Genomic DNA, 18,519 nt, shown 5'->3' on the forward strand with positions numbered 1-18,519 from the left:
GCTCCCGCACGGTGCGCGGCTGCCGCTGCACTAGCGTGTCACGCATGTCCCGAACCCGTATCGCCTACGGTCCGCAGCCGCAGCAGTTCGGCCACCTGTACCTGCCGGACGCCGCGGATCCGGCCGGGCCCGTGCCCGTCGTGATGGTGGTCCACGGCGGCTTCTGGAGCGGGAAGTACCACCTCAACCTCGGCACGCCGCTGTCGCTCGAACTCGCCGCGCACGGTGTGGCGGCGTGGAACGTCGAGTACCGGCGGCTCGGCGCGGGCGGGCGGTGGCCGGAGATGTCCGCCGACGTCGTCGCGGCCCTCGACGCCGTCGCCACCGCGGTGGCCGAGCGGGCCCTGGCCGCGGGTGTCGAACTCGATCCGGCCCGGGTGCGGGTCGTCGGGCACTCGGCCGGCGGTCAGCTCGCCGTGTGGCTCGCGGGTCAGCGCACGCAGGTGCGCCCCGAACTCGTCGTCTCCCAGGCGGGTGCGCTCGACCTCGCGTCCGCGGGTGAACGCGGCCGGCGGATCGGGTACATCGAGGACCTGTTCGGTCAGCCCTACGACGCGGATCCGTAGTTGTACCGGTCGGCGTCGCCCCGGCACCGGGTGCCGATCGGTGTGCCGGTCGCTCTCGTGCACGGCACCGAGGACGCCCAGGTACCGGTGAAGGTCGCCGAGCGCTATGCCGCGGCGGCGGTCGCCGCGGGCGATCCGGTGGAACTGCACGTCGTCGACGGGGAGGACCACTTCGCGTTCCTCGACAAGCGGACCCGCAGCTGGGCACTGTCGCGCGACCTGCTGCTCGCCCCCGAACCGCTGGGCTCGGGGGCGCGCTCGGCGGGCTGAGCGCTCAGCCGCGGCGGGGCAGGACCGCGACGACGACGACGGCGCCGACGGCCAGGGCAAGGCCGCCGACGAGACTCGCCGACGTGATCGCCTGCGAGAAGGCGGAGGCCGATGCGTCGAGAAGCGGCTGGGCGTAGGAGGAGACGAACGGGTTCTTCGCCAGCTCCTCGGCGACGATCGCCGCACCGCCGACCGAATCGCCCGCCGCAGCGACGGCCGCGTCGGCCTGGGCGGCCATCGGCCCGTCGAGAGTCGCGAGCGGCAGTCCCGTGAGGAATCCGGAGATCTCGCGCTGGTAGGTGGTGGCCAGCACCGAGCCCAGCACGGCGATGCCGAGGGATCCGCCGAGCTCGACCGCGGTGTCGTTCAGGCCCCCTGCGGCGCCGAGGTCGGACTCGGGGAATCCGCTCATCACGAGGTCCGTGGCCGGGGGTGCGGCCAGCCCGATGCCGAGGCCGAGGAGCACGAGCGAGACGAGGAACAGCCCGTATCCGGAACCGTCGTCGACGAGGGCGAGAGCGAGGACGCCGGCCGCGGCGACGGCCGTTCCGGCACCGATCGCGACGCGGGCACCGAGGCGTGGGGCCAGCCGCCCGCTCACGGCCGATCCGATCGACACGGCCCCGGCCAGGGGGAGCAGGCGCAGACCGGTGTCGAGGGGGCTGTAGCCGAACACGAACTGGAAGTGCTGCGCCACGAAGTAGATCGCCCCGAACGACGCGAGGAAGAGCAGCAGCACGGACAGGCACGCGCCGCCGACGGAACGGTCGGTGACCCGCCCGAGGTCCAGCAGCGGCTGCGGGTGGCGCAGTTCCCAGGCGACGAACGCGGCACCGGCGAGGGCCGCGACCGCCACGGATCCGAGCGACGTTGCGTTCCAACCGAAGTGGAAGCCCTCGATGATGCCGAAGACCAGGGCGCCGACGGCCGCCACGGACAGGGCGCCGCCGGCCCAGTCGATGCGGGTGAGGTGCTCGGCCCGGGACGGCGGCACCAGCGCGAGCGCCGCGACCGCGGCGAACGCCGCGATCGGCACGTTGATGAGGAAGGTCGAACCCCACGCGTGCTGTTCGAGCAGCCAGCCCGCGAGCAACGGGCCGAGCGCGATCGCCAGTCCGGAGGTCGCGGCCCAGGCGGCGATGGCGCGGGGCCGTTCCGAGGCCGGGAACATGGCGACGAGCAGGGACAGGGTCGCGGGCATGATCACCGCGGCGCCGACCCCCATGGTGATGCGGGCGACGATCACCTCGGTCGCGGTGCCGGCGAGGCTGCCGAACACGGCCCCCGCGGCGAAGACGGCCAGGCCGGCGAGGAGGGCGCGCCGCCGGCCGTAGCGGTCGCCGAGGACGCCGGCGAGCAGCATCAGCGCGGCGTAGGGGACGGTGTAGCCGTCGATCACCCACTGCATGTCGGTGCTGGTGAGCCGCAGTTCGCGCAGCATGCTCGGCGCCGCGACGATCAGCGCGGTGTTCGCCATCACGACGATCAGCAGGCTCAGGCAGAGCACGGCGAGGCCGGCCCACCGTCGCGGATACGGGCGGGTGGGATCTGCGGTCGAGCGGGTCAGGATCGAGGTCATCGGCGCTCCTCACGGGATGCGGGCATCGGCAGCAATTTGCACAACACTGTGCAAGTTAGAAATTTGCACACGTGTGTGCAAGTAAAGTTGACGGACGTCACACCCGGCGGCGGAAGAAGGTGTCAGCGTGGCGGAACCGGTCCGGGGGCCGCGGCGGCGGACGAGCGGGAACCGAGCCCGGATCCTCGAGGCGGCGATGGGGTGTTTCGCCGCCGACCCGGACGCCAGCATGGACGACGTCGCGCGAGCCGCCGGCGTGGTGCGCCGCACCGTCTATGCCCACTTCCCGAACCGCGAGGCGCTCGTCGACGGCATCGCCGAGGAGGCGGCTGCCGCGCTCGCCGCCGCGGTCGACCGGCCGGACCCCGAGGAGCCCGACCTGGCGCTCGCCGCCGCGGCCCTGATGACCTGGCCCGTCGGTGACCGCTTCCGCGTGCTGCTGTCCTTCGCGCGCAAGGAGGTCGGCGACGAGCGCATCGGCGAACTCATCGCCCCGCTGCGCGCCCGCACCCTCGCGATCGTGGAGCGGGGCTGCCGGTCGGGGGTGTTCTCCGCCTACCTTCCGGCCGTCGTCCTCGTCGGGATGCTCGAGGGGCTCACCATGGCGACTCTCGAGCAGGCCAATCTCGGGGTGGTGCACGACGCCGGGGAGACCGTCGCCCTGGCCGCCCTCGTCCTCATGGGGGTCCCGCCGGAGCGGGCCGTCGACGTCGTCCAGCGGGCCCAGCGAGCGCAGCGGGATCGGCGCGCGGCGCACGGCCCGGGCGGCAATGCGGTGGGGCGCGGGGACGCCCGGCGCTAGACTGGCATCGTCACGACGCCCGTCGTGCGCGAGACGAACCGAAAGCAGGCCGTACCGTCCACGTGAGTGAACCAGACGACACCCGAGACACCGGGAACGCCGAACGGACCACCGTCCGTTCCCACCTGGACCTGCCGCCCGAAGCTGCGGCGCCGCTGCTCGGCTCGGCCGACGAGAATCTCATCGCCCTCGAACGGGCCCTCGGTGCGGACATCCACGTACGCGGCAACTCCGTCACCCTCACCGGCGCGCCGGCGGACGTCGCGCTCGCGGAACGGGTGCTCGGGCAGCTCGTCACCCTCGTCGGACGCGGGCAGGCGGTGACCCCGGACGCGGTGCGCCGCACCGTGGGCATGCTCACGCAGGGTCTGTCCGACTCGCCGGCCGACGTCCTCAGCCTCGACATCCTGTCCCGGCGCGGCAAGACCATCCGGCCCAAGACCCTCAACCAGAAGCGCTACGTCGACGCCATCGACACCAACACGATCGTGTTCGGCATCGGGCCCGCGGGCACCGGCAAGACGTACCTCGCCATGGCCAAGGCCGTGCAGGCGCTGCAGTCGAAGCAGGTCACCCGCATCATCCTCACCCGGCCCGCCGTCGAGGCCGGGGAGCGGCTCGGCTTCCTGCCGGGCACGCTGCACGAGAAGATCGACCCGTACCTGCGCCCGCTGCACGACGCGCTGCACGACATGATGGACCCGGAAGCCATCCCGAAGCTGATGCAGGCCGGGGTCATCGAGGTCGCGCCGCTGGCGTACATGCGCGGACGCACCCTCAACGACGCGTTCATCATCCTCGACGAGGCGCAGAACACCACCGCCGAGCAGATGAAGATGTTCCTGACGCGTCTCGGCTTCGGTTCCAAGATCGTCGTCACCGGCGACACCACGCAGGTGGACCTGCCCGGCGGTGCCCGCTCCGGGCTGGCGGCCGCCGCCGAGATCCTCGAGGGCATCGACGGCATCCATTTCGCCGTCCTCGACAGCAGCGACGTGGTGCGACACCGGCTCGTCTCCGACATCGTCGACGCCTACGAGCGTTTCGAGGCCGATCGGCCGGCCGGCGTCGCCATGGGCAACCGGGCCCAGCGGCGGGCAGCAGCCCAGAGCCGGGTGCCGCGCCGGTGACCGTGACCGAGGGCCCCGCCCGTCTCGTACCCGCCGTGTCCGCATCCGCCCAGAAGGAACGCCACAGATGAGCATCGAGATCTCGAACGAATCGGGGATGGACGTCGCCGAGGAGGACCTGATCGACATCGCGCGGTTCGTCATCGCCCGGATGGACGTGCATCCGGCCGCGGAACTGTCGATGGTGCTCGTCGACTCCGACACCATGGCCGATCTGCACATGCGCTGGATGGACCTGCCCGGCCCCACCGACGTGATGTCCTTCCCCATGGACGAACTCGAGCCCGGCGGCCGCCCCGACGCCCCCGAGCCCGGCCCCTCGATGCTCGGTGACATCGTGCTGTGCCCGTCTTTCGCCGCGGAACAGGCCGAGAAGGCCGGCCATTCGCTCGCGCACGAACTCGCCGTGCTCACGGTCCACGGGATGCTGCACCTGCTCGGTTACGACCACGCCGAGCCCGACGAGGAGAAGGAGATGTTCGGTCTGCAGAACCAGCTCCTCGAGGAGTGGTACGAGGAACTGCGGCGCGCCGAGCACGAGGCCAGGCTCGCGGCCCGCGATCAGCAGCTCCTCGGCAAGGCCGGCTTCTTCGACCCGACCGAGCGGTAGCGGCCTCGTGATCGGAGCACTGGCGTGAGCGCCCCCGCGCTCGTCGTCGTCGCCGTCGTGCTGGTGGCGCTCGGCGGGCTGTTCGCGGCGGTCGACTCGGCGCTGAACACCGTCTCCCCGGCCCGCGTGGAGGAACTCGCCAAGGGCGAGCGGCCCAGCGCGCAGAAGCTGCTGGTGATCCTCGAGGACCGGCCGCGGTACGTCAATCTCATGGTGCTGCTGCGCATCCTGTGCGAGATCACCGCGACGGTGGTGCTGGTGGCGGCGCTGCTCGACTGGATGGGCCACACCGGGGCGCTGGTGGCCAGCGCCGTGATCATGGTGCTCGTGGACTACATGGTGATCGGCGTGGGCCCCCGAACCCTCGGTCGCCAGCACGCGTACCCCATCGCCCTGGCCGGGACCGTGCCGTTGCGCGTGATCGGTGTCCTGCTCGGCCCGCTGAGCCGGCTGCTGATCCTGATCGGCAACGCGATCACCCCCGGCCGGGGATTCCGGAACGGGCCGTTCGCCAACGAGATCGAACTGCGCGAGCTGGTGGACATGGCGCAGGAGCGCGGCGTCGTCGCCGCCGAGGAACGGCGAATGATCCAGTCGGTGTTCGACTTCGGTGACACCACCGCACGCGAGGTGATGGTGCCGCGCCCCGAGATGGTGTGGATCGAGGTGGACAAGACCGCCGGCCAGGCGACGTCGCTCGCGGTGCGCAGCGGGCACTCCCGCATCCCGGTGATCGGCGAGAACGTCGACGACATCCGCGGCGTCGTGTATCTCAAGGACCTGGTGCAGCAGACCTACTATTCGCGCGACGGCGGCCGGAGCGTGACCGTCGCCGAGGTGATGCGCCCGGCGGTGTTCGTGCCGGATTCCAAGCGCCTCGACGATCTGCTGGCCGACATGCAGCGCGACCGCAACCACATGGCGCTGCTCGTCGACGAGTACGGCGGCATCGCCGGGCTGGTCACCATCGAGGACATCATCGAGGAGATCGTCGGCGAGATCGCCGACGAGTACGACACCGGAGAGATCGCGCCCGTCGAGGATCTCGGCGACGACACCTTCCGGGTCTCCGCGCGGTTGCCCGTCGAGGACCTCGGTGACCTGTTCGACGTTGCGCTCGACGACATCGAGGTCGACACAGTTGGCGGTTTGCTCGGGTTCGTGCTCGGCCGGGTACCGTTGCCGGGTTCCGAAGTGGAGACCCACGGTCTGCGGCTGCGCGGCGAGGGCGGCCGCGACGCCCGGGGCCGGGTCCGCATCAACACCGTGTACGTGCAACGGGTCCCCGCGACGGAGACGGCCGAGACCGCCGCCGAGGAATCGGTCGACGGGTGACCGCGGCCGTCGACGCCACGACACCCACCGTGCCGATCCGCACCGCCGGCACCGCAGACGAGGAGCTCGTATGACCGACCCCGACTTCCGTTCCGGCTTCGTGTGTTTCGTCGGACGGCCCAACACCGGGAAGTCGACGCTGACGAATGCGCTCGTGGGCAGCAAGATTGCGATCACCTCGTCGCGTCCGCAGACCACCCGGCACACCATCCGGGGCATCGTGCACCGTGAACACGCACAGATCATCCTCGTGGACACCCCCGGCCTGCATCGGCCGCGGACGCTGCTCGGGCAGCGGCTCAACGACCTGGTGCGCGACACCTATTCGGAGGTCGACGCGGTCTGCGTGTGCATCCCGGCCGACGAGAAGATCGGCCCCGGCGACCGCTGGATCGTCGAACAGGTGCGGCAGGTCGCCCCGCGCACGAAGCTGATCGGCATCGTCACGAAGATCGACAAGGTGAGCAAGGAGCGGATCGCGCCGCAGCTGCTCGCCGTCTCCGAGCTGCTCGGACCGGACGTGGACGTCGTGCCCGTGTCCGCCACCTCGGGCGAGCAGCTCGAGGTCCTCATCGACGTCCTCGCCTCGCACATGGAACCCGGGCCGGCGTTCTATCCCGACGGCGAACTGACCGACGAGCCCGAGGAGACGCTCATGGCCGAGCTGATCCGGGAGGCCGCACTCGAGGGACTCGGCGACGAGCTGCCCCACTCGCTCGCGGTGGTGATCGAGGAGATCACCGAGCGGGAGGGTCGCACCGAGAAGCAGGGCGAGCTGCTCGACGTGCATGCGCTGCTGTACGTGGAGCGGCCGAGCCAGAAGGGCATCGTGATCGGCAAGGGCGGCGCCCGCCTGCGTGAGGTGGGCACCGCTGCCCGCTCCCAGATCGAGAAGCTGCTCGGGGTGAAGATCTACCTCGATCTGCACGTGAAGGTCGCCAAGGACTGGCAGCGCGATCCGAAGCAACTCGGCCGCCTCGGCTTCTGACCGTCGCGTGCGGTGTCGTCGGAGGGGCCCCGACAGGAAGGGATGCGCAGTGCCCTCTCCCGCATCGCTCGCGCCGACCGGTCGGGTCCGCCCGGGAGGCGGTCGTGGCCGGTGACCCCGGAGGCGGTCTGCGAGGCATGATCGTGCGTCACCGCGTCGCGTTCGGTCTCCTCCTTGCGCTCGCCTCGTCGGCGTTCGCCGTGCTGTGGCTCTTCGTCGTGCCCGCGCGAGCCGACGAGACGACCGGCGTGCAGTCGGCCGCGATCCGCTACGCCCATCCGGCGTGCTGGATGCTGCTGGCCGCGGCGTCGGCCCTGTTCGCGACGCGCGCCCCGCGCCGGACCGTCGACGCCGTCGCGTGGAGTGCGCTCGTCGCGTATGCGGTCTTCGTGGTGGCGACCCTGGCCTGACCCGTGTCGGCGGCGCCGTGTGCGGCCCGCGGTCAGTCCGCCGCGGCGGGCACCGTGCTGCGCACCAGCTGCAGCACCGCCGCCGAGAGGTCGGGCGCGGCGCCGGTGGCCAGGCGGCGCAGCTGGAGTCCGGTGATGGTCGCGACCAGGGTCGGGGCGACCGACTCCGGTCGGGGGACACCGAGTTCGGTGAGGATGGTCACGGTCAGCGCGTCGTAGGCGGCCCAGCATCGGGCCGCCGCCTCCCGCAACTGCGGATCCCGGCCGGCCTGGACGTAGAGCTCGAACGGCGCGATCCGCTCCGCCGAGAACGACAGGTCCTCGGCGACCTGTCCGGTGAGTGCCGCGGCGTCGGCCAGGCTCAGTCCGCGACCACGGTAGTCCTCCGCCAGATCCCGCAACCGCGTGGTCTCGTCTGCGACGAACGTCGTCAGCGCCGACCGCAGCAGGTCGGACTGGGTGGGGAAGTGGTAGGTGATCGAGCCGAGGGAGACTCCCGCCCGGGCGGCGATGCGGCGGTTGGTGATCGCGGCGATGCCGTCCGTGCCGATCAGATGCAGGGTCGCGGCCACGATCGCGCCGCGGACGTCCGTGCCCATCGAGGTCACCACCACCGCTGCGGCGTGTGACGATCCCAGCGCAGTTCCGACTCGAGCTGGGCGGCGAGGGAGATCAGCAGGGGCTCCGCGTTCTCGTGTCCCATGAGCTGGGCGCCGACCGGCAGGCCCGATCCGGTGAAGCCCGCCGGGATGTTCACGCTCGGCCAGCCCAGGACGTTCCACGGCCAGGTGTAGGGGCAGGCGGCCGTGATCACCTTGTCGGTGGCCCAGCCCCCGAGGCCGTCCATCGCCTCCACCACCGGGGGTGGGGTGGCGGTGGTGGGGGCGAGGATGACGTCGAAGCGGTCGAAGATCGTGCCGATGCGCCGGCGGATGCGTGGTTCGGCGGCGCGAGCGGCGCGCAGCGGACGGCCGCGCAGCAGCCGGCCGGTGCGGGCGTTCGCGCGGGTGCGCGGGTCGGCGAGGGCCGGGTCGGGCAGCCGCCGCACCCAGTCGTCGACGCCGGCCATCGACCGGGGCAGGAAGTTCAGGCCCAGCAGCTTTCCGTAGGCCGGGTCGGCGACGGTCACGTCGTGGCCGAGGGCACGCAGCGTGCCGGCGAGGGCTTCGACGCGCGCGCGGATCTCGGCGTGCAGTCGGGTGCGGGTGGCGGTGTAGGGGCGCGCGAGCGAGAGCGCGATCCGCAGCCGGCCCGGATCGCGACCCACGGCGTCGGACACCGTGACGGCTTCGGCTTCGTGCAGGTCGCCGACGTGGTTGCCCGCGACGGCGTCGAGCAGCAGTGCGGCGTCGGCGACCGTGCGTGCCAGGGTGCCGTGGGTGGTGAGGCCGTGGAAGGCCTCGGGGTCGGGCCACATCGAGATGCGGCCGCGTTGCGGCTTGATTCCCACGAGGTTGGTCCAGGCGGCCGGGATGCGGACCGATCCGGCGCCGTCGGAGCCGAGCGCCGCGGACACCAGGCCCGCCGAGACCGCGGCGGCGCTGCCCCCCGACGAACCGCCGGGGGTGTGGTCCCGGTGCCAGGGGTTGCGGGTGTGGCCGAAGGCGCTGCCGCCGGTGAACGGCCACTGCCCCAGTTCGGGGGTGTTCGTCTTGCCGACGATCACGGCGCCGGCGGCCCGCAGCCGCCGCACCACCTCCGCGTCCTCCTCGCGGACGGCGAACTCGCCGGCGCATCCGAACGCGGTGATCTCGTGCGCGATGTCGGTGTCGTCCTTCACCGCGACCGGCACACCGAGCAGGGGGAGACGGACGCCGGCGGCGAGACGCCGGTCGGCCTCCTCGGCCTCGGCGAGCGCCTGCTCCCGGCGGACGCCACGGAAGGCATTGAGTGCGCGATTGCCGGCCTCGATGCGTTCCAGGGCCGCGCGCGTCGCGGCGACGGACGTGGTGGCGCCGGCGGCGAGGGCGGCGGCCTCGGCGGCGAGGCCGGGCGCTCGGGTGTCTGCCCGTGGTGCGGTCATACGGCTGCGTCCCCCTTCGTAGTGTTCGTTCGAACGAACAATAACGCGTTCCAGTTCGTCTCGTCGAGGGCGGGATGCGCAGAAATGTGGCGCTCGTCACATTGGCGGGAGGCGCGACAATCGGTTGGGTATGCCCCCGGGGATATCGCGGGAGCCTCCCCGGGGTGTCGTAGGGACCGGCTGTCAGGAGATACACATGGGTTCATCGCGCACACGCAACCTCCGGCGCGTACCGGACACGGAGACGCGGATGGTCTTCCGCACCATCCACGGGTACCGTCGCGCGTTCCGGATTGCCGGCGAGGGGCCTGTGCTGCTGCTGATCCACGGGATCGGCGACAACTCCTCGACCTGGCAGGAGGTCATCCCGCACCTGGCCCGCAGGTACACGGTCATCGCACCGGACCTGCTCGGCCACGGCCGCTCCGACAAGCCCCGCAGCGACTACTCGGTCGCCGGGTACGCCAACGGTGTGCGTGACCTGCTGTCGGTCCTGGGCATCGAGCGCGTCACCGTGGTCGGGCACTCCCTCGGCGGCGGCGTCGCGATGCAGTTCGCGTACCAGTTCCCGCAGATGGTCGACCGGCTCGTCCTGGTGGCCGCGGGTGGCGTCACCAAGGACGTTCACCCGGCGTTGCGCCTGCTGTCCCTGCCGGGGCTGAGTGAGGCGCTCAAGCTGCTGCGCCTACCGGGCGCCATGCCCGCGATGCGCATTGCCGGTGGCCTGCTGGGCCGGTGGCACGACACCCCCTTGCGTCCCGGGGTCCTGCTGCACGACACCTCGGATCTGATCCGGGTCCTGAGCGGATTGCCCGATCCCACCGCGTGCGAGGCGTTCCTGCGCACGCTGCGGGCCGTCGTGGACTGGCGTGGTCAGGTGGTGACGATGCTCGACCGCTGCTACCTGACCGAGGACCTGCCCGTGCAGCTGATCTGGGGTGAGCACGACAGCGTGATCCCGGTGGATCACGCGCACCTGGCGCATTCGGCGATGCCTCATTCCCGGCTCGACGTCTTCCGCGGCGCCGGCCATTTCCCGTTCCGGGACGATCCCATCCGGTTCGTGCGGGTGGTCGAGGAGTTCCTCGACTCGACCGCACCCGCCGAGTTCGACGAGCAGCGCTGGGGCCGGCTGCTGATCAACGGCGTGAGCGAGAGCCGGATCACCGGCGGTCCGGCCACCCGCCGGGCCGTGCTCGGCGCGATGGGCGCCGACGAGCGCAGCGCCACCTGAGCGATCCCGGCGCCCGCCGCCGCTAGGCGGGGGCCGCGCTCCACAGTGCCCGGAGTTTCTCGGCGGTCACCACGGTGCCGAAGTTCTGGGCCACTACGGCCACCGACGCATCGTGAGCGGCCGGGCTGTAGGTCGCGGCGCAGTCCTCCACCAGGGACACCCAGTACTCGTGGAACAGGGCGCTGCGCAGGCTCGACTCGACGCACACCTCGGTGGCCACCCCGGTGAACAGCAGCGATTCGATGTTCCGTGAGCGCAGGACGTCGTCGAGGTCGGTGCCGACGAACGCGCTGAACCGGTGCTTGACGACCACCGCATCCGCGTCTTGCGGTGCGACGCCGTAGAATTCGGCGCCCGCGGTGTCCGGCCGGCAGGTGAGCCCGGTGCGGGCCGCGTCGGGTCCGTCGCCGACCCGTCCGAGCCACTGTGGCGTGTCCGTGGTCTCGTCGTGAAGGGTGCGGACGAACACGATCTGCACGCCGGCGGCCCGCGCCGATGCGATGAGGCCGGCGAGGCGCGGTGCCATGGCGACCGCGGCCGTCACGTCGAAACCGCAGCGCGCCAAGGCGCCGTCCGGGGAGCAGAAGTCGTTCTGCATGTCGATCACGACAAGCGCGCAGCGCTGTGGGTCGTAACGGAAGGGAATCGAATCCATCGTCGGGTCCTCGGGGTAGGGGATAGAAGGAAAGTCGGGGACGGGTGTGCTCACGTCGGCCGAGGTCACCAGATGACCACGGCGGCCAGGGTCGCGACGACGAGGCCGGTCACGACGGGAACGGCGAGGTGGCGGACCATGTCGGTGACGGAGACCTTGCAGAAGCCGGCCACCACGACGAGGGACGACCAGATGACCAGGGTGCCCCCGCCGGTCCAGGTGGCGCCGTTCTGGGCGATGGCGGCGAGCGTCGCGGTGTCGATGCCCGACTGCGGGGCGAGGGCGGCGGCCAGGCCGCCGGTGAGCGGCAGGCCCGCCCAGCCGGACCCGTCCAGGCCCATCGCCATTCCGATCACGAGCATGCTCAGGGCGACGAAGAGTCCGTTGTCCGGGATGAAGCCCTGCACGCCCTCGACGGCGTCGAACAGGAAGGCCGGGCCGGTACTGTCCTCGAGACCCAGGATCGCACCGGAGTAGTCGGGGATGCCCATGTACACGAATCCCGCGACGGGAAGGATGATGCCCATCGCCTTGAAGGCGTAGGACAGGCCGTCGACGAAGTGCGTCGCGCAGAACTCGAGCGCCTCCTGCCTGCGGGCGGTGACCGTCACCAGTGCCATCAGGATCATCGCCGTCCCGCCCACCAGGGACGCGCCGGCGCCGTCCGACCACGGCACGAGGTCGGTGAACCGGCCGAGCAGCATGTAGACGAGCACCGCGGCGAACGCGGCCGGCACACCGACTGCCCACCGGCGGGCCAGGCGCGGGCGGCCGGTGATGCGGGTGCCCTCGTCGTATCCGGGAAGTTCGTCCTCGAGAACGTCGACCGCACGCTCGGGCGTGGGCTCCGCCGGCGCGGCGCTCGCCGGCACGGGGTTGCGTGCGCCGCCGCCGGCCGCGGATCCGGGGTGCCCGCTCCCGCCGCCCGTCCCCGGCGTGCCGGCGCCGCCCGTCATCCGGCGGCGCACGGTGAGGAACCAGGCCAGCACCGCGGCGACGACGCCGACGATCAGCGAGATCACCAGCGCGCGACCGGCGATGTCGTCGGCGGGCACCCCGGCGCCGCTCGCGGAGATCGACGGGGCCAGCCCGATCACGTAGTCCGAGGCGATGGACATCCCCTGACCCGAGATCGCCAGGGCGAGCGCCGCACCCAGGGGTGGCAGCCCGGCCTTGATCGCGGCGGGCAGCAGCACGGCCCCGATCAACGCGAGGGCGGGCGTCGGCCAGAAGAACAGCGACAGGAGATAGGTGAACACGAACAGCACCACGTAGGCGACGCGGCCGTTGATCATCCACCGGCTCATCGGCCGCACCATCATCTCGTCGGCGCCGATGCTCCGCATCGCGGCCAGCATCGAGGTGACCGCCGCGATGACGACGAAGATCTCGAACAGCGCCGAGCCCGAGGTGAGCGTCGCCCGGAACACCGCCATCACGGCGTTCGCGACGTTGCCGTCGTAGGCGAGGGCGGTGGCAAACGTCGCCACCACTGCCGGGATCATCACGTTCTTGCGCAGGGCCATGGCCACGAGGAGGGACACGAGGCCGAGCAGGAAGACGATATGGGCGGTGGTCACGGGTGGCTCCTCCAGCGGGCTGAGGCATCGGGCCGGGGGATCGGCGCCGCCGCGGGGTGCAGGCCCGCCTGGGCCCCGCGCTACGGGCGTCGCCGCACCGGATGTCGTCCGATGGTGCTGGGTCCGGCCCGGTTCGGCAAGGGCGAAAATGACCGAACCGCAGGGGGTTCTGCTGTGCAGGTTGCAGGGAGGGTGACGACCGCGTTTCGGGTCGGCCGGGCCTGTGAACAACGCGAAAAATCCGCGCCGCCGCCTCGGTGTCGGCCCGGCGTGACAGACTCGCAGGGTGAGGTTGTACCGGGATCACGCGGTGGTGCTGCGCCAGCACAAGCTGGGCGAGGCCGACCGCATCGTCACGCTGCTCACCCGTCGCCACGGCCTCGTGCGGGCCGTCGCGAAAGGGGTGCGGCGCACCCGCTCGAAGTTCGGGGCGCGGCTCGAGCCGTTCGCGCACATCGACGTGCAGTTGCATCCGGGCCGCAGCCTCGACATCATCACCCAGGTCCAGACCGTCGATGCGTTCGGCGCCGACCTCGTCGACGACTACGGCCGCTACACCACCGCGTGCGCCGTGCTCGAGACCGCCGAACGGCTCGCCGGTGAGGAGCGCGCCCCCGCCCCGCAGCTGCACCGCCTCACCGTCGGTGCGCTCCGTGCCCTGTCCGACCAGGTCCGGCCGCCGGAACTGATCCTCGACGCCTACCTGCTGCGGGCCATGGCCTACGCCGGCTGGGCGCCGGCGATCAGCCGCTGCGCTCGCTGCGACGAGCCCGGCCCGCATCGCGCGTTCCACGTCGCGGCCGGGGGAGCGGTATGCGTGCGGTGCCGGCCGCCGGGCGCCGCGACCCCCGGCGCGGGTGTGCTGGATCTGATGGACGCGCTCTTCCACGGTCGCTGGCAGGGCACCGACACGGTGTCCGAGGCGACCCGCGGGCAGGCCAGCGGCCTGATCGCCGCCCACCTGCAGTGGCATCTGGAGCGGCAGTTGCGGACCCTGCCGCTGATCGAACGCGGCCGTCCCCATGCGGTGGCTGTGGGCGGGGAGACGGTCGGGCAGGATGGGGAGCGTGATTCGACGCCGCACCCCGCAAGCATCGCGTGACCGCGAGATCCGGCCACCCGACCCGCACCCGTCCGGCGCCCGCCCGCCCGGTCTGCAGCCCGAACTGATCCCGCGGCACGTCGCCCTGGTCATGGACGGCAACGGCCGCTGGGCCCAGGAACGCGGTCTGCCTCGCACCGCCGGCCACGAACGCGGCGAGGCGGTGCTGATGGACACCGTGTGCGGGTGCATCGAGATGGGCGTCAAGTGGCTCTCGGCGTACGCGTTCTCCACCGAGAACTGGAAGCGCAGCCCGGACGAGGTGCGCTTTCTCATGGGCTTCAACCGGGACGTGATCCGCCGCCGCCGCGACGAGATGCACGAGATGGGGGTACGCGTGCGCTGGGCCGGACGCCGGCCGAAGCTGTGGCGCAGCGTCATCAAGGAACTCGAGATCGCCGAGGAACTGACCCGCGACAACGACGTGATGACCCTCACCATGTGCGTGAACTACGGAGGTCGCGCCGAGATCGCCGATGCCGCAAGGGAGATCGCGCGTCGCGTGGCCACGGGTGAGCTCGACCCGGAACGCGTCACCGAGGCCACGGTTGCGCGGTACCTCGACGAGCCCGACATGCCGGACGTGGACCTGTTCCTGCGGCCGTCCGGGGAACAACGCACCTCGAACTTCCTGCTCTGGCAGTCGGCCTACGCCGAGATGGTGTTCCAGGACAAGATGTTTCCCGACTTCGACCGTCGGGACCTGTGGGCCGCCTGCGTGGAGTACGCCTCGCGCGACCGCCGCTTCGGGGGCGTGAAGTGACGGGCGCCGGAACGGGACCGGAGGAGCGGAGGCCGGCCCCCGGCGGGGTGGACCCGAGCGGCCTCGGCCTGCGCGACCGGGTCGCGGCCGCGCTGGCGGAGTTCGTCGCCATGCACGAGCCCAGGACGAACGGCGACGATGCGCTGGGATTCGACTATGCGGGCGTGCCGTGCGCCGTGCGGGTGGTGACCCTCACCGAGGGTCTCGACGTGGTGTCGCTGACCGGCGTCCTCGCGTGGGACCTGCCGCTCGACGACGCGTTGCGCACGCGGGTCGCCGGGGCGGCCGACGCGCTGCAGTTCGGGTCGATACACCTCGTCGAGCGGGACGCCGAGGCGGACGTGGTGCTGCGGTACTCCTTCCCCGCCACCGGCCTTCGGGACTCGCCCCTGACCACGATGCTGCTGCTCGTGCTCGGCGGCGCCGGCGACGCGCGCTCGGCCGTCACGGGCACGGGCGGATCCGAGTGAGCGAACTCGACTGGGACTCCCCGATCGCCACCGGGAACGACGACGCGCTGCGTGCCGCCGTGCTGCGTGTCTTCTCGGCGGTCCTCGCCGAGGAGATCGAACCCGACACGGACGGCGACGTGCCGATCTGGGTCGACGATGTGCTCACCTACGCCGTCGTCGATTCGCGGGCCGGGGTGGTGGAGCTGACGACGTACCTGGTGGAGCGGATCGCCGGTCGTACCCGCGCGGCCGAGGTCCTCGTCGACCTGCAGGCGCAATGGCCGGACGCGCGGCTCGAGTTGCACCAGGACCGGGTGACGGCGGTGCAGCGCGTCCCGGCGCGCCCGCTGGTGCCGGTGCACCTGGCGCGCGCGGTCGCGGTGGTCGCGGCGCTGGTGCCGCATGTGCCCGAACTGGCGGCGCGGCTCGGCGGCCGGGCGTGCGTGTTCGACGAGCCGGGCGACGAGACTGCCGGCGAGGTGGTCGACCTGCTGGGCGGGTGCGGCTGCGACGGCTGCGGGTGCCGCTGACCGTCGTCGGTCAGCGCGACGTCGCCGGCGCGGCGTCCGCGCAGTCGCGGCAGGTGCCGAAGATCTCGACGGTGTGGCTCACGTCGACGAAACCGTTGTCCTCGGCCACCTCGTGCGACCAGCGCTCGACCGCCGGCCCGTCCACCTCCACCGTGTAACCGCACGCCCGGCACACGAGGTGGTGGTGGTGACCGGACGAGCAGCGCCGGTAGACGGACTCGCCGCTGTCGGTGCGCAGCACGTCGACGGTGCCGGCTTCGGCGAGGGACTGCAGCGTGCGGTAGACGGTGGTCAGGCCGATGCCCTCGCCGCGCTTGCGCAGTTCGTCGTGCAGGTCCTGGGCGGAGCGGAACTCCTCGATCTCGTCGAGCAGCGCGGAGATGGCGCTGCGCTGCTTGGTGGAGCGGACTCCGACTACGGGTTTGTGGGCGGGCGACACGACTACGGTCAACCTTCCTCGACGTGGGCGACGGCGTCGACGACGATGTGGGCGAGATGGTCGTCGACCAGACGGTAGAGCACCTCGCGGCCGGCGCGTTCGCCGCGGACCACGCCCGCGGCCTTGAGGATGCGCAGGTGCTGGCTGATCAGCGGCTGGGTGACGCCGAGCGCGCCGACCAGTTCGTGTACACAGCGTTCGGATTCGCGCAGTTGCAGCACGATGGCGATGCGCACCGGTGCGGCCAGCGCGCGCAGGAGCTCGCCGGCGGCGGCGAGGGTTTCCCGCGACGGGGCGGGTACGGCGGACGGCGTCGCCGATCCCGGGCGGCAGTCGTCGTGCGGACGGTCCGGGGCCGCGGCGTCGCCGCCGGGGCCGGTGTCGGCAACGCTCAACGGATCTCCTTCGTGGACTGGCGGCCGCGTTATTGCAAACCGATTCCATTTTGATATGCATGAATGTGCATGTCAACCGGCGTGCAGTTCGACCGCCCCGCGCGGAGCGATAGGCTTACGGGTCGACGCACGCTGCGAAACCCCGCATCGAAGATGGAGTGAATCCGAGTGGCACCGAAATCCAAGATCGATACCGTCGCCAACCTGGCCAAGCGCCGGGGCCTGGTCTACCCCTGCGGTGAGATCTACGGCGGTACGAGGTCGGCCTGGGACTACGGGCCGCTCGGCGTGGAGCTCAAGGAGAACATCAAGAAGCAGTGGTGGCGCAACATGGTCACCAGCCGCGAGGACGTCGTCGGTCTGGACTCGTCGGTCATCCTGCCGCGTCAGGTGTGGGTGGCGTCGGGCCACGTCGGGGTGTTCAACGATCCGCTCGTCGAGTGCCTGAGCTGTCACAAGCGCCACCGCCAGGATCACCTGCAGGAGGCGTACGCCGAGAAGAACAAGCTCGACGATCCCGACTCGGTTCCCATGTCGGAGATCTCCTGCCCGGACTGCGGCACCAAGGGCCAGTGGACCGAGCCCCGTGACTTCAACATGATGCTCAAGACCTACCTCGGCCCGATCGAGAGCGAGGAGGGGCTGCACTACCTGCGCCCCGAGACCGCACAGGGCATCTTCGTGAACTTCGCGAACGTGCTCACCACGTCGCGCAAGAAGCCGCCGTTCGGAATCGGCCAGATCGGCAAGAGCTTCCGCAACGAGATCACCCCGGGCAACTTCATCTTCCGGACCCGCGAGTTCGAGCAGATGGAGATGGAGTTCTTCGTCAAGCCGGGCGAGGACGAGCAGTGGCACCAGTACTGGATCGACTACCGGATGGACTGGTACACCGGGCTCGGCATCAACAAGGACAACCTGCGCCTGTACGAGCACCCGCAGGACAAGCTGTCGCACTACTCGAAGCGCACCGTCGACATCGAGTACCGCTTCCACTTCCAGGGCAGCGAGTGGGGTGAGCTCGAGGGTGTCGCCAACCGCACCGACTTCGACCTGTCGACGCACGCGCAGCACTCGGGCGCCGACCTGAGCTTCTTCGACCAGACCACCAACGAGCGGTACACCCCGTACGTCATCGAGCCGGCAGCGGGCCTGACGCGGTCGCTCATGGCGTTCCTCGTCGACGCCTACAGCGAGGACGAGGCGCCCAACGCCAAGGGTGGTGTCGACAAGCGCACCGTGCTGCGCCTCGACCGCCGGCTCGCCCCGGTCAAGGCGGCGGTGCTGCCGCTCTCGCGCAACGCGGACCTGAGCCCCAAGGCGAAGGACCTCGCCGCGCAGCTGCGCCAGCACTGGAACATCGAGTTCGACGACGCCGGCGCCATCGGCCGCCGCTACCGTCGCCAGGACGAGATCGGCACCCCGTTCTGCATCACGGTCGACTTCGACACCCTCGAGGACCAGGCCGTCACCGTCCGCGAGCGCGACACCATGGCGCAGGAGCGCGTCGGCCTCGACCAGGTCGAGGGCTACCTCGCCCAGCGGCTGATCGGCGCCTGACCACAGAGCCTCCGTGAGAGGGTCGGCCGCCTCGCGCGACCGGCCCTCTCACGCTGCGCGGCCGGGACTAGAACCGGCCCCCGCTCGACCCCCCGA

The 18,519-nt window shown here is 71.3% G+C and carries 19 protein-coding genes and 1 pseudogene; 13 read left to right on the forward strand and 7 right to left on the reverse strand.

Going from position 1 to position 18,519, the window contains the following annotated elements; translation table 11 throughout:
* Positions 1 to 44 precede the first annotated feature (44 nt).
* Positions 45 to 836: pseudogene (locus tag G6039_RS19525) on the forward strand (alpha/beta hydrolase family protein).
* 4 nt (positions 837 to 840) lie between these two features.
* Here the strand turns inward: G6039_RS19525 and G6039_RS19530 are convergent.
* Positions 841 to 2,415 (reverse strand): MFS transporter, encoded by a 1,575-nt coding sequence (locus G6039_RS19530; protein WP_043801746.1) that lies wholly within the window; start codon positions 2,413 to 2,415, stop codon positions 841 to 843.
* 127 nt (positions 2,416 to 2,542) lie between these two features.
* Here G6039_RS19530 and G6039_RS19535 point away from each other — a divergent pair, with 127 nt between their 5' ends.
* The 6 genes from G6039_RS19535 to G6039_RS19560 all read left to right on the forward strand — a co-directional run bounded on the left by G6039_RS19535 (position 2,543) and on the right by G6039_RS19560 (position 7,690).
* Positions 2,543 to 3,217, forward strand: coding sequence for a TetR/AcrR family transcriptional regulator (locus G6039_RS19535; RefSeq protein WP_043801750.1), 675 nt, complete (start codon positions 2,543 to 2,545; stop codon positions 3,215 to 3,217).
* A 62-nt stretch (positions 3,218 to 3,279) separates the two neighbouring features.
* Positions 3,280 to 4,347 carry a PhoH family protein gene (locus tag G6039_RS19540; protein ID WP_006943882.1) on the forward strand — a complete coding sequence of 356 codons (1,068 nt, stop codon included), beginning with the start codon at positions 3,280 to 3,282 and terminating at the stop codon, positions 4,345 to 4,347.
* A 67-nt stretch (positions 4,348 to 4,414) separates the two neighbouring features.
* Complete coding sequence (gene ybeY / locus G6039_RS19545) at positions 4,415 to 4,957, forward strand: rRNA maturation RNase YbeY (protein ID WP_006943887.1); 543 nt, start codon at positions 4,415 to 4,417, stop codon at positions 4,955 to 4,957.
* A 24-nt stretch (positions 4,958 to 4,981) separates the two neighbouring features.
* On the forward strand, positions 4,982 to 6,292 hold the full coding sequence (locus tag G6039_RS19550) for a hemolysin family protein (RefSeq protein WP_029544339.1): 1,311 nt from the start codon (positions 4,982 to 4,984) through the stop codon (positions 6,290 to 6,292).
* A gap of 70 nt (positions 6,293 to 6,362) precedes the next feature.
* Entirely contained in the window at positions 6,363 to 7,280 is a 918-nt protein-coding gene (era, locus tag G6039_RS19555) for a GTPase Era (protein WP_006943889.1), read from the forward strand.
* Positions 7,281 to 7,417: 137 nt separating this feature from the next.
* A complete protein-coding gene (locus G6039_RS19560; RefSeq protein ID WP_152104029.1) occupies positions 7,418 to 7,690 on the forward strand; it encodes a hypothetical protein in 273 nt (90 codons plus the stop codon).
* A 32-nt stretch (positions 7,691 to 7,722) separates the two neighbouring features.
* On the opposite strand, the gene G6039_RS19565 is transcribed toward G6039_RS19560, so the two are convergent.
* Both G6039_RS19565 and G6039_RS19570 read right to left on the reverse strand, forming a co-directional pair.
* Positions 7,723 to 8,289, reverse strand: coding sequence for a TetR/AcrR family transcriptional regulator (locus G6039_RS19565; protein ID WP_037201765.1), 567 nt, complete (start codon positions 8,287 to 8,289; stop codon positions 7,723 to 7,725).
* 5 nt (positions 8,290 to 8,294) lie between these two features.
* Entirely contained in the window at positions 8,295 to 9,713 is a 1,419-nt protein-coding gene (locus G6039_RS19570) for an amidase (RefSeq protein WP_043801758.1), read from the reverse strand.
* A 196-nt stretch (positions 9,714 to 9,909) separates the two neighbouring features.
* Here G6039_RS19570 and G6039_RS19575 point away from each other — a divergent pair, with 196 nt between their 5' ends.
* Entirely contained in the window at positions 9,910 to 10,947 is a 1,038-nt protein-coding gene (locus G6039_RS19575; RefSeq protein WP_043801760.1) for an alpha/beta fold hydrolase, read from the forward strand.
* A 22-nt stretch (positions 10,948 to 10,969) separates the two neighbouring features.
* Here G6039_RS19575 and G6039_RS19580 read toward each other — a convergent pair whose 3' ends face one another.
* Together G6039_RS19580 and G6039_RS19585 are read right to left on the reverse strand one after the other, a co-directional pair.
* Positions 10,970 to 11,602 carry a cysteine hydrolase family protein gene (locus G6039_RS19580; RefSeq protein ID WP_006943899.1) on the reverse strand — a complete coding sequence of 211 codons (633 nt, stop codon included), beginning with the start codon at positions 11,600 to 11,602 and terminating at the stop codon, positions 10,970 to 10,972.
* 65 nt (positions 11,603 to 11,667) lie between these two features.
* Positions 11,668 to 13,182: a hypothetical protein gene (locus G6039_RS19585; RefSeq protein ID WP_029544330.1), complete on the reverse strand. Its 1,515-nt coding sequence runs from the start codon at positions 13,180 to 13,182 to the stop codon at positions 11,668 to 11,670.
* 286 nt (positions 13,183 to 13,468) lie between these two features.
* Here G6039_RS19585 and recO point away from each other — a divergent pair, with 286 nt between their 5' ends.
* The 4 genes from recO to G6039_RS19605 are packed head-to-tail and all read left to right on the forward strand — an operon-like array spanning position 13,469 to position 16,029.
* A complete protein-coding gene (gene recO, locus G6039_RS19590) occupies positions 13,469 to 14,284 on the forward strand; it encodes a DNA repair protein RecO (RefSeq protein ID WP_080688608.1) in 816 nt (271 codons plus the stop codon).
* Positions 14,241 to 15,047 carry an isoprenyl transferase gene (locus G6039_RS19595; RefSeq protein ID WP_037200968.1) on the forward strand — a complete coding sequence of 269 codons (807 nt, stop codon included), beginning with the start codon at positions 14,241 to 14,243 and terminating at the stop codon, positions 15,045 to 15,047. The genes recO and G6039_RS19595 overlap by 44 nt, the downstream gene beginning before the upstream one ends.
* Entirely contained in the window at positions 15,044 to 15,517 is a 474-nt protein-coding gene (locus G6039_RS19600) for a hypothetical protein (protein ID WP_050035401.1), read from the forward strand. The genes G6039_RS19595 and G6039_RS19600 overlap by 4 nt, the downstream gene beginning before the upstream one ends.
* Positions 15,514 to 16,029 carry a T3SS (YopN, CesT) and YbjN peptide-binding chaperone 1 gene (locus G6039_RS19605; protein WP_006943910.1) on the forward strand — a complete coding sequence of 172 codons (516 nt, stop codon included), beginning with the start codon at positions 15,514 to 15,516 and terminating at the stop codon, positions 16,027 to 16,029. Before G6039_RS19600 ends, G6039_RS19605 begins: the two co-directional genes overlap by 4 nt.
* 10 nt (positions 16,030 to 16,039) lie before the next feature.
* On the opposite strand, the gene G6039_RS19610 is transcribed toward G6039_RS19605, so the two are convergent.
* On the reverse strand, positions 16,040 to 16,468 hold the full coding sequence (locus G6039_RS19610; protein ID WP_006943911.1) for a Fur family transcriptional regulator: 429 nt from the start codon (positions 16,466 to 16,468) through the stop codon (positions 16,040 to 16,042).
* A gap of 8 nt (positions 16,469 to 16,476) precedes the next feature.
* Positions 16,477 to 16,863 (reverse strand): ArsR/SmtB family transcription factor, encoded by a 387-nt coding sequence (locus tag G6039_RS19615; protein ID WP_029544328.1) that lies wholly within the window; start codon positions 16,861 to 16,863, stop codon positions 16,477 to 16,479.
* Between the two features lie 168 nt (positions 16,864 to 17,031).
* On the opposite strand from G6039_RS19615, the gene G6039_RS19620 reads away from it, so the two are divergent.
* Positions 17,032 to 18,423 (forward strand): glycine--tRNA ligase, encoded by a 1,392-nt coding sequence (locus tag G6039_RS19620; protein ID WP_006943913.1) that lies wholly within the window; start codon positions 17,032 to 17,034, stop codon positions 18,421 to 18,423.
* Positions 18,424 to 18,519: the final 96 nt, after the last annotated feature.

This window comes from Rhodococcus aetherivorans, from assembly GCF_011058165.1.
GTDB classification, from domain to species: Bacteria; Actinomycetota; Actinomycetes; order Mycobacteriales; family Mycobacteriaceae; genus Rhodococcus; species Rhodococcus aetherivorans.

Coding starts and splice junctions, on each gene's coding strand:
- G6039_RS19530 (WP_043801746.1), bottom strand. CDS start 2,415: ATGACCTCGATCCTGACCCGCTCGACCGCAGATCCCACCCGCCCGTAT.
- ybeY (WP_006943887.1), top strand. CDS start 4,415: ATGAGCATCGAGATCTCGAACGAATCGGGGATGGACGTCGCCGAGGAG.
- era (WP_006943889.1), top strand. CDS start 6,363: ATGACCGACCCCGACTTCCGTTCCGGCTTCGTGTGTTTCGTCGGACGG.
- G6039_RS19560 (WP_152104029.1), top strand. CDS start 7,418: ATGATCGTGCGTCACCGCGTCGCGTTCGGTCTCCTCCTTGCGCTCGCC.
- G6039_RS19565 (WP_037201765.1), bottom strand. CDS start 8,289: ATGGGCACGGACGTCCGCGGCGCGATCGTGGCCGCGACCCTGCATCTG.
- G6039_RS19570 (WP_043801758.1), bottom strand. CDS start 9,713: ATGACCGCACCACGGGCAGACACCCGAGCGCCCGGCCTCGCCGCCGAG.
- G6039_RS19575 (WP_043801760.1), top strand. CDS start 9,910: ATGGGTTCATCGCGCACACGCAACCTCCGGCGCGTACCGGACACGGAG.
- G6039_RS19580 (WP_006943899.1), bottom strand. CDS start 11,602: ATGGATTCGATTCCCTTCCGTTACGACCCACAGCGCTGCGCGCTTGTC.
- G6039_RS19595 (WP_037200968.1), top strand. CDS start 14,241: ATGGGGAGCGTGATTCGACGCCGCACCCCGCAAGCATCGCGTGACCGC.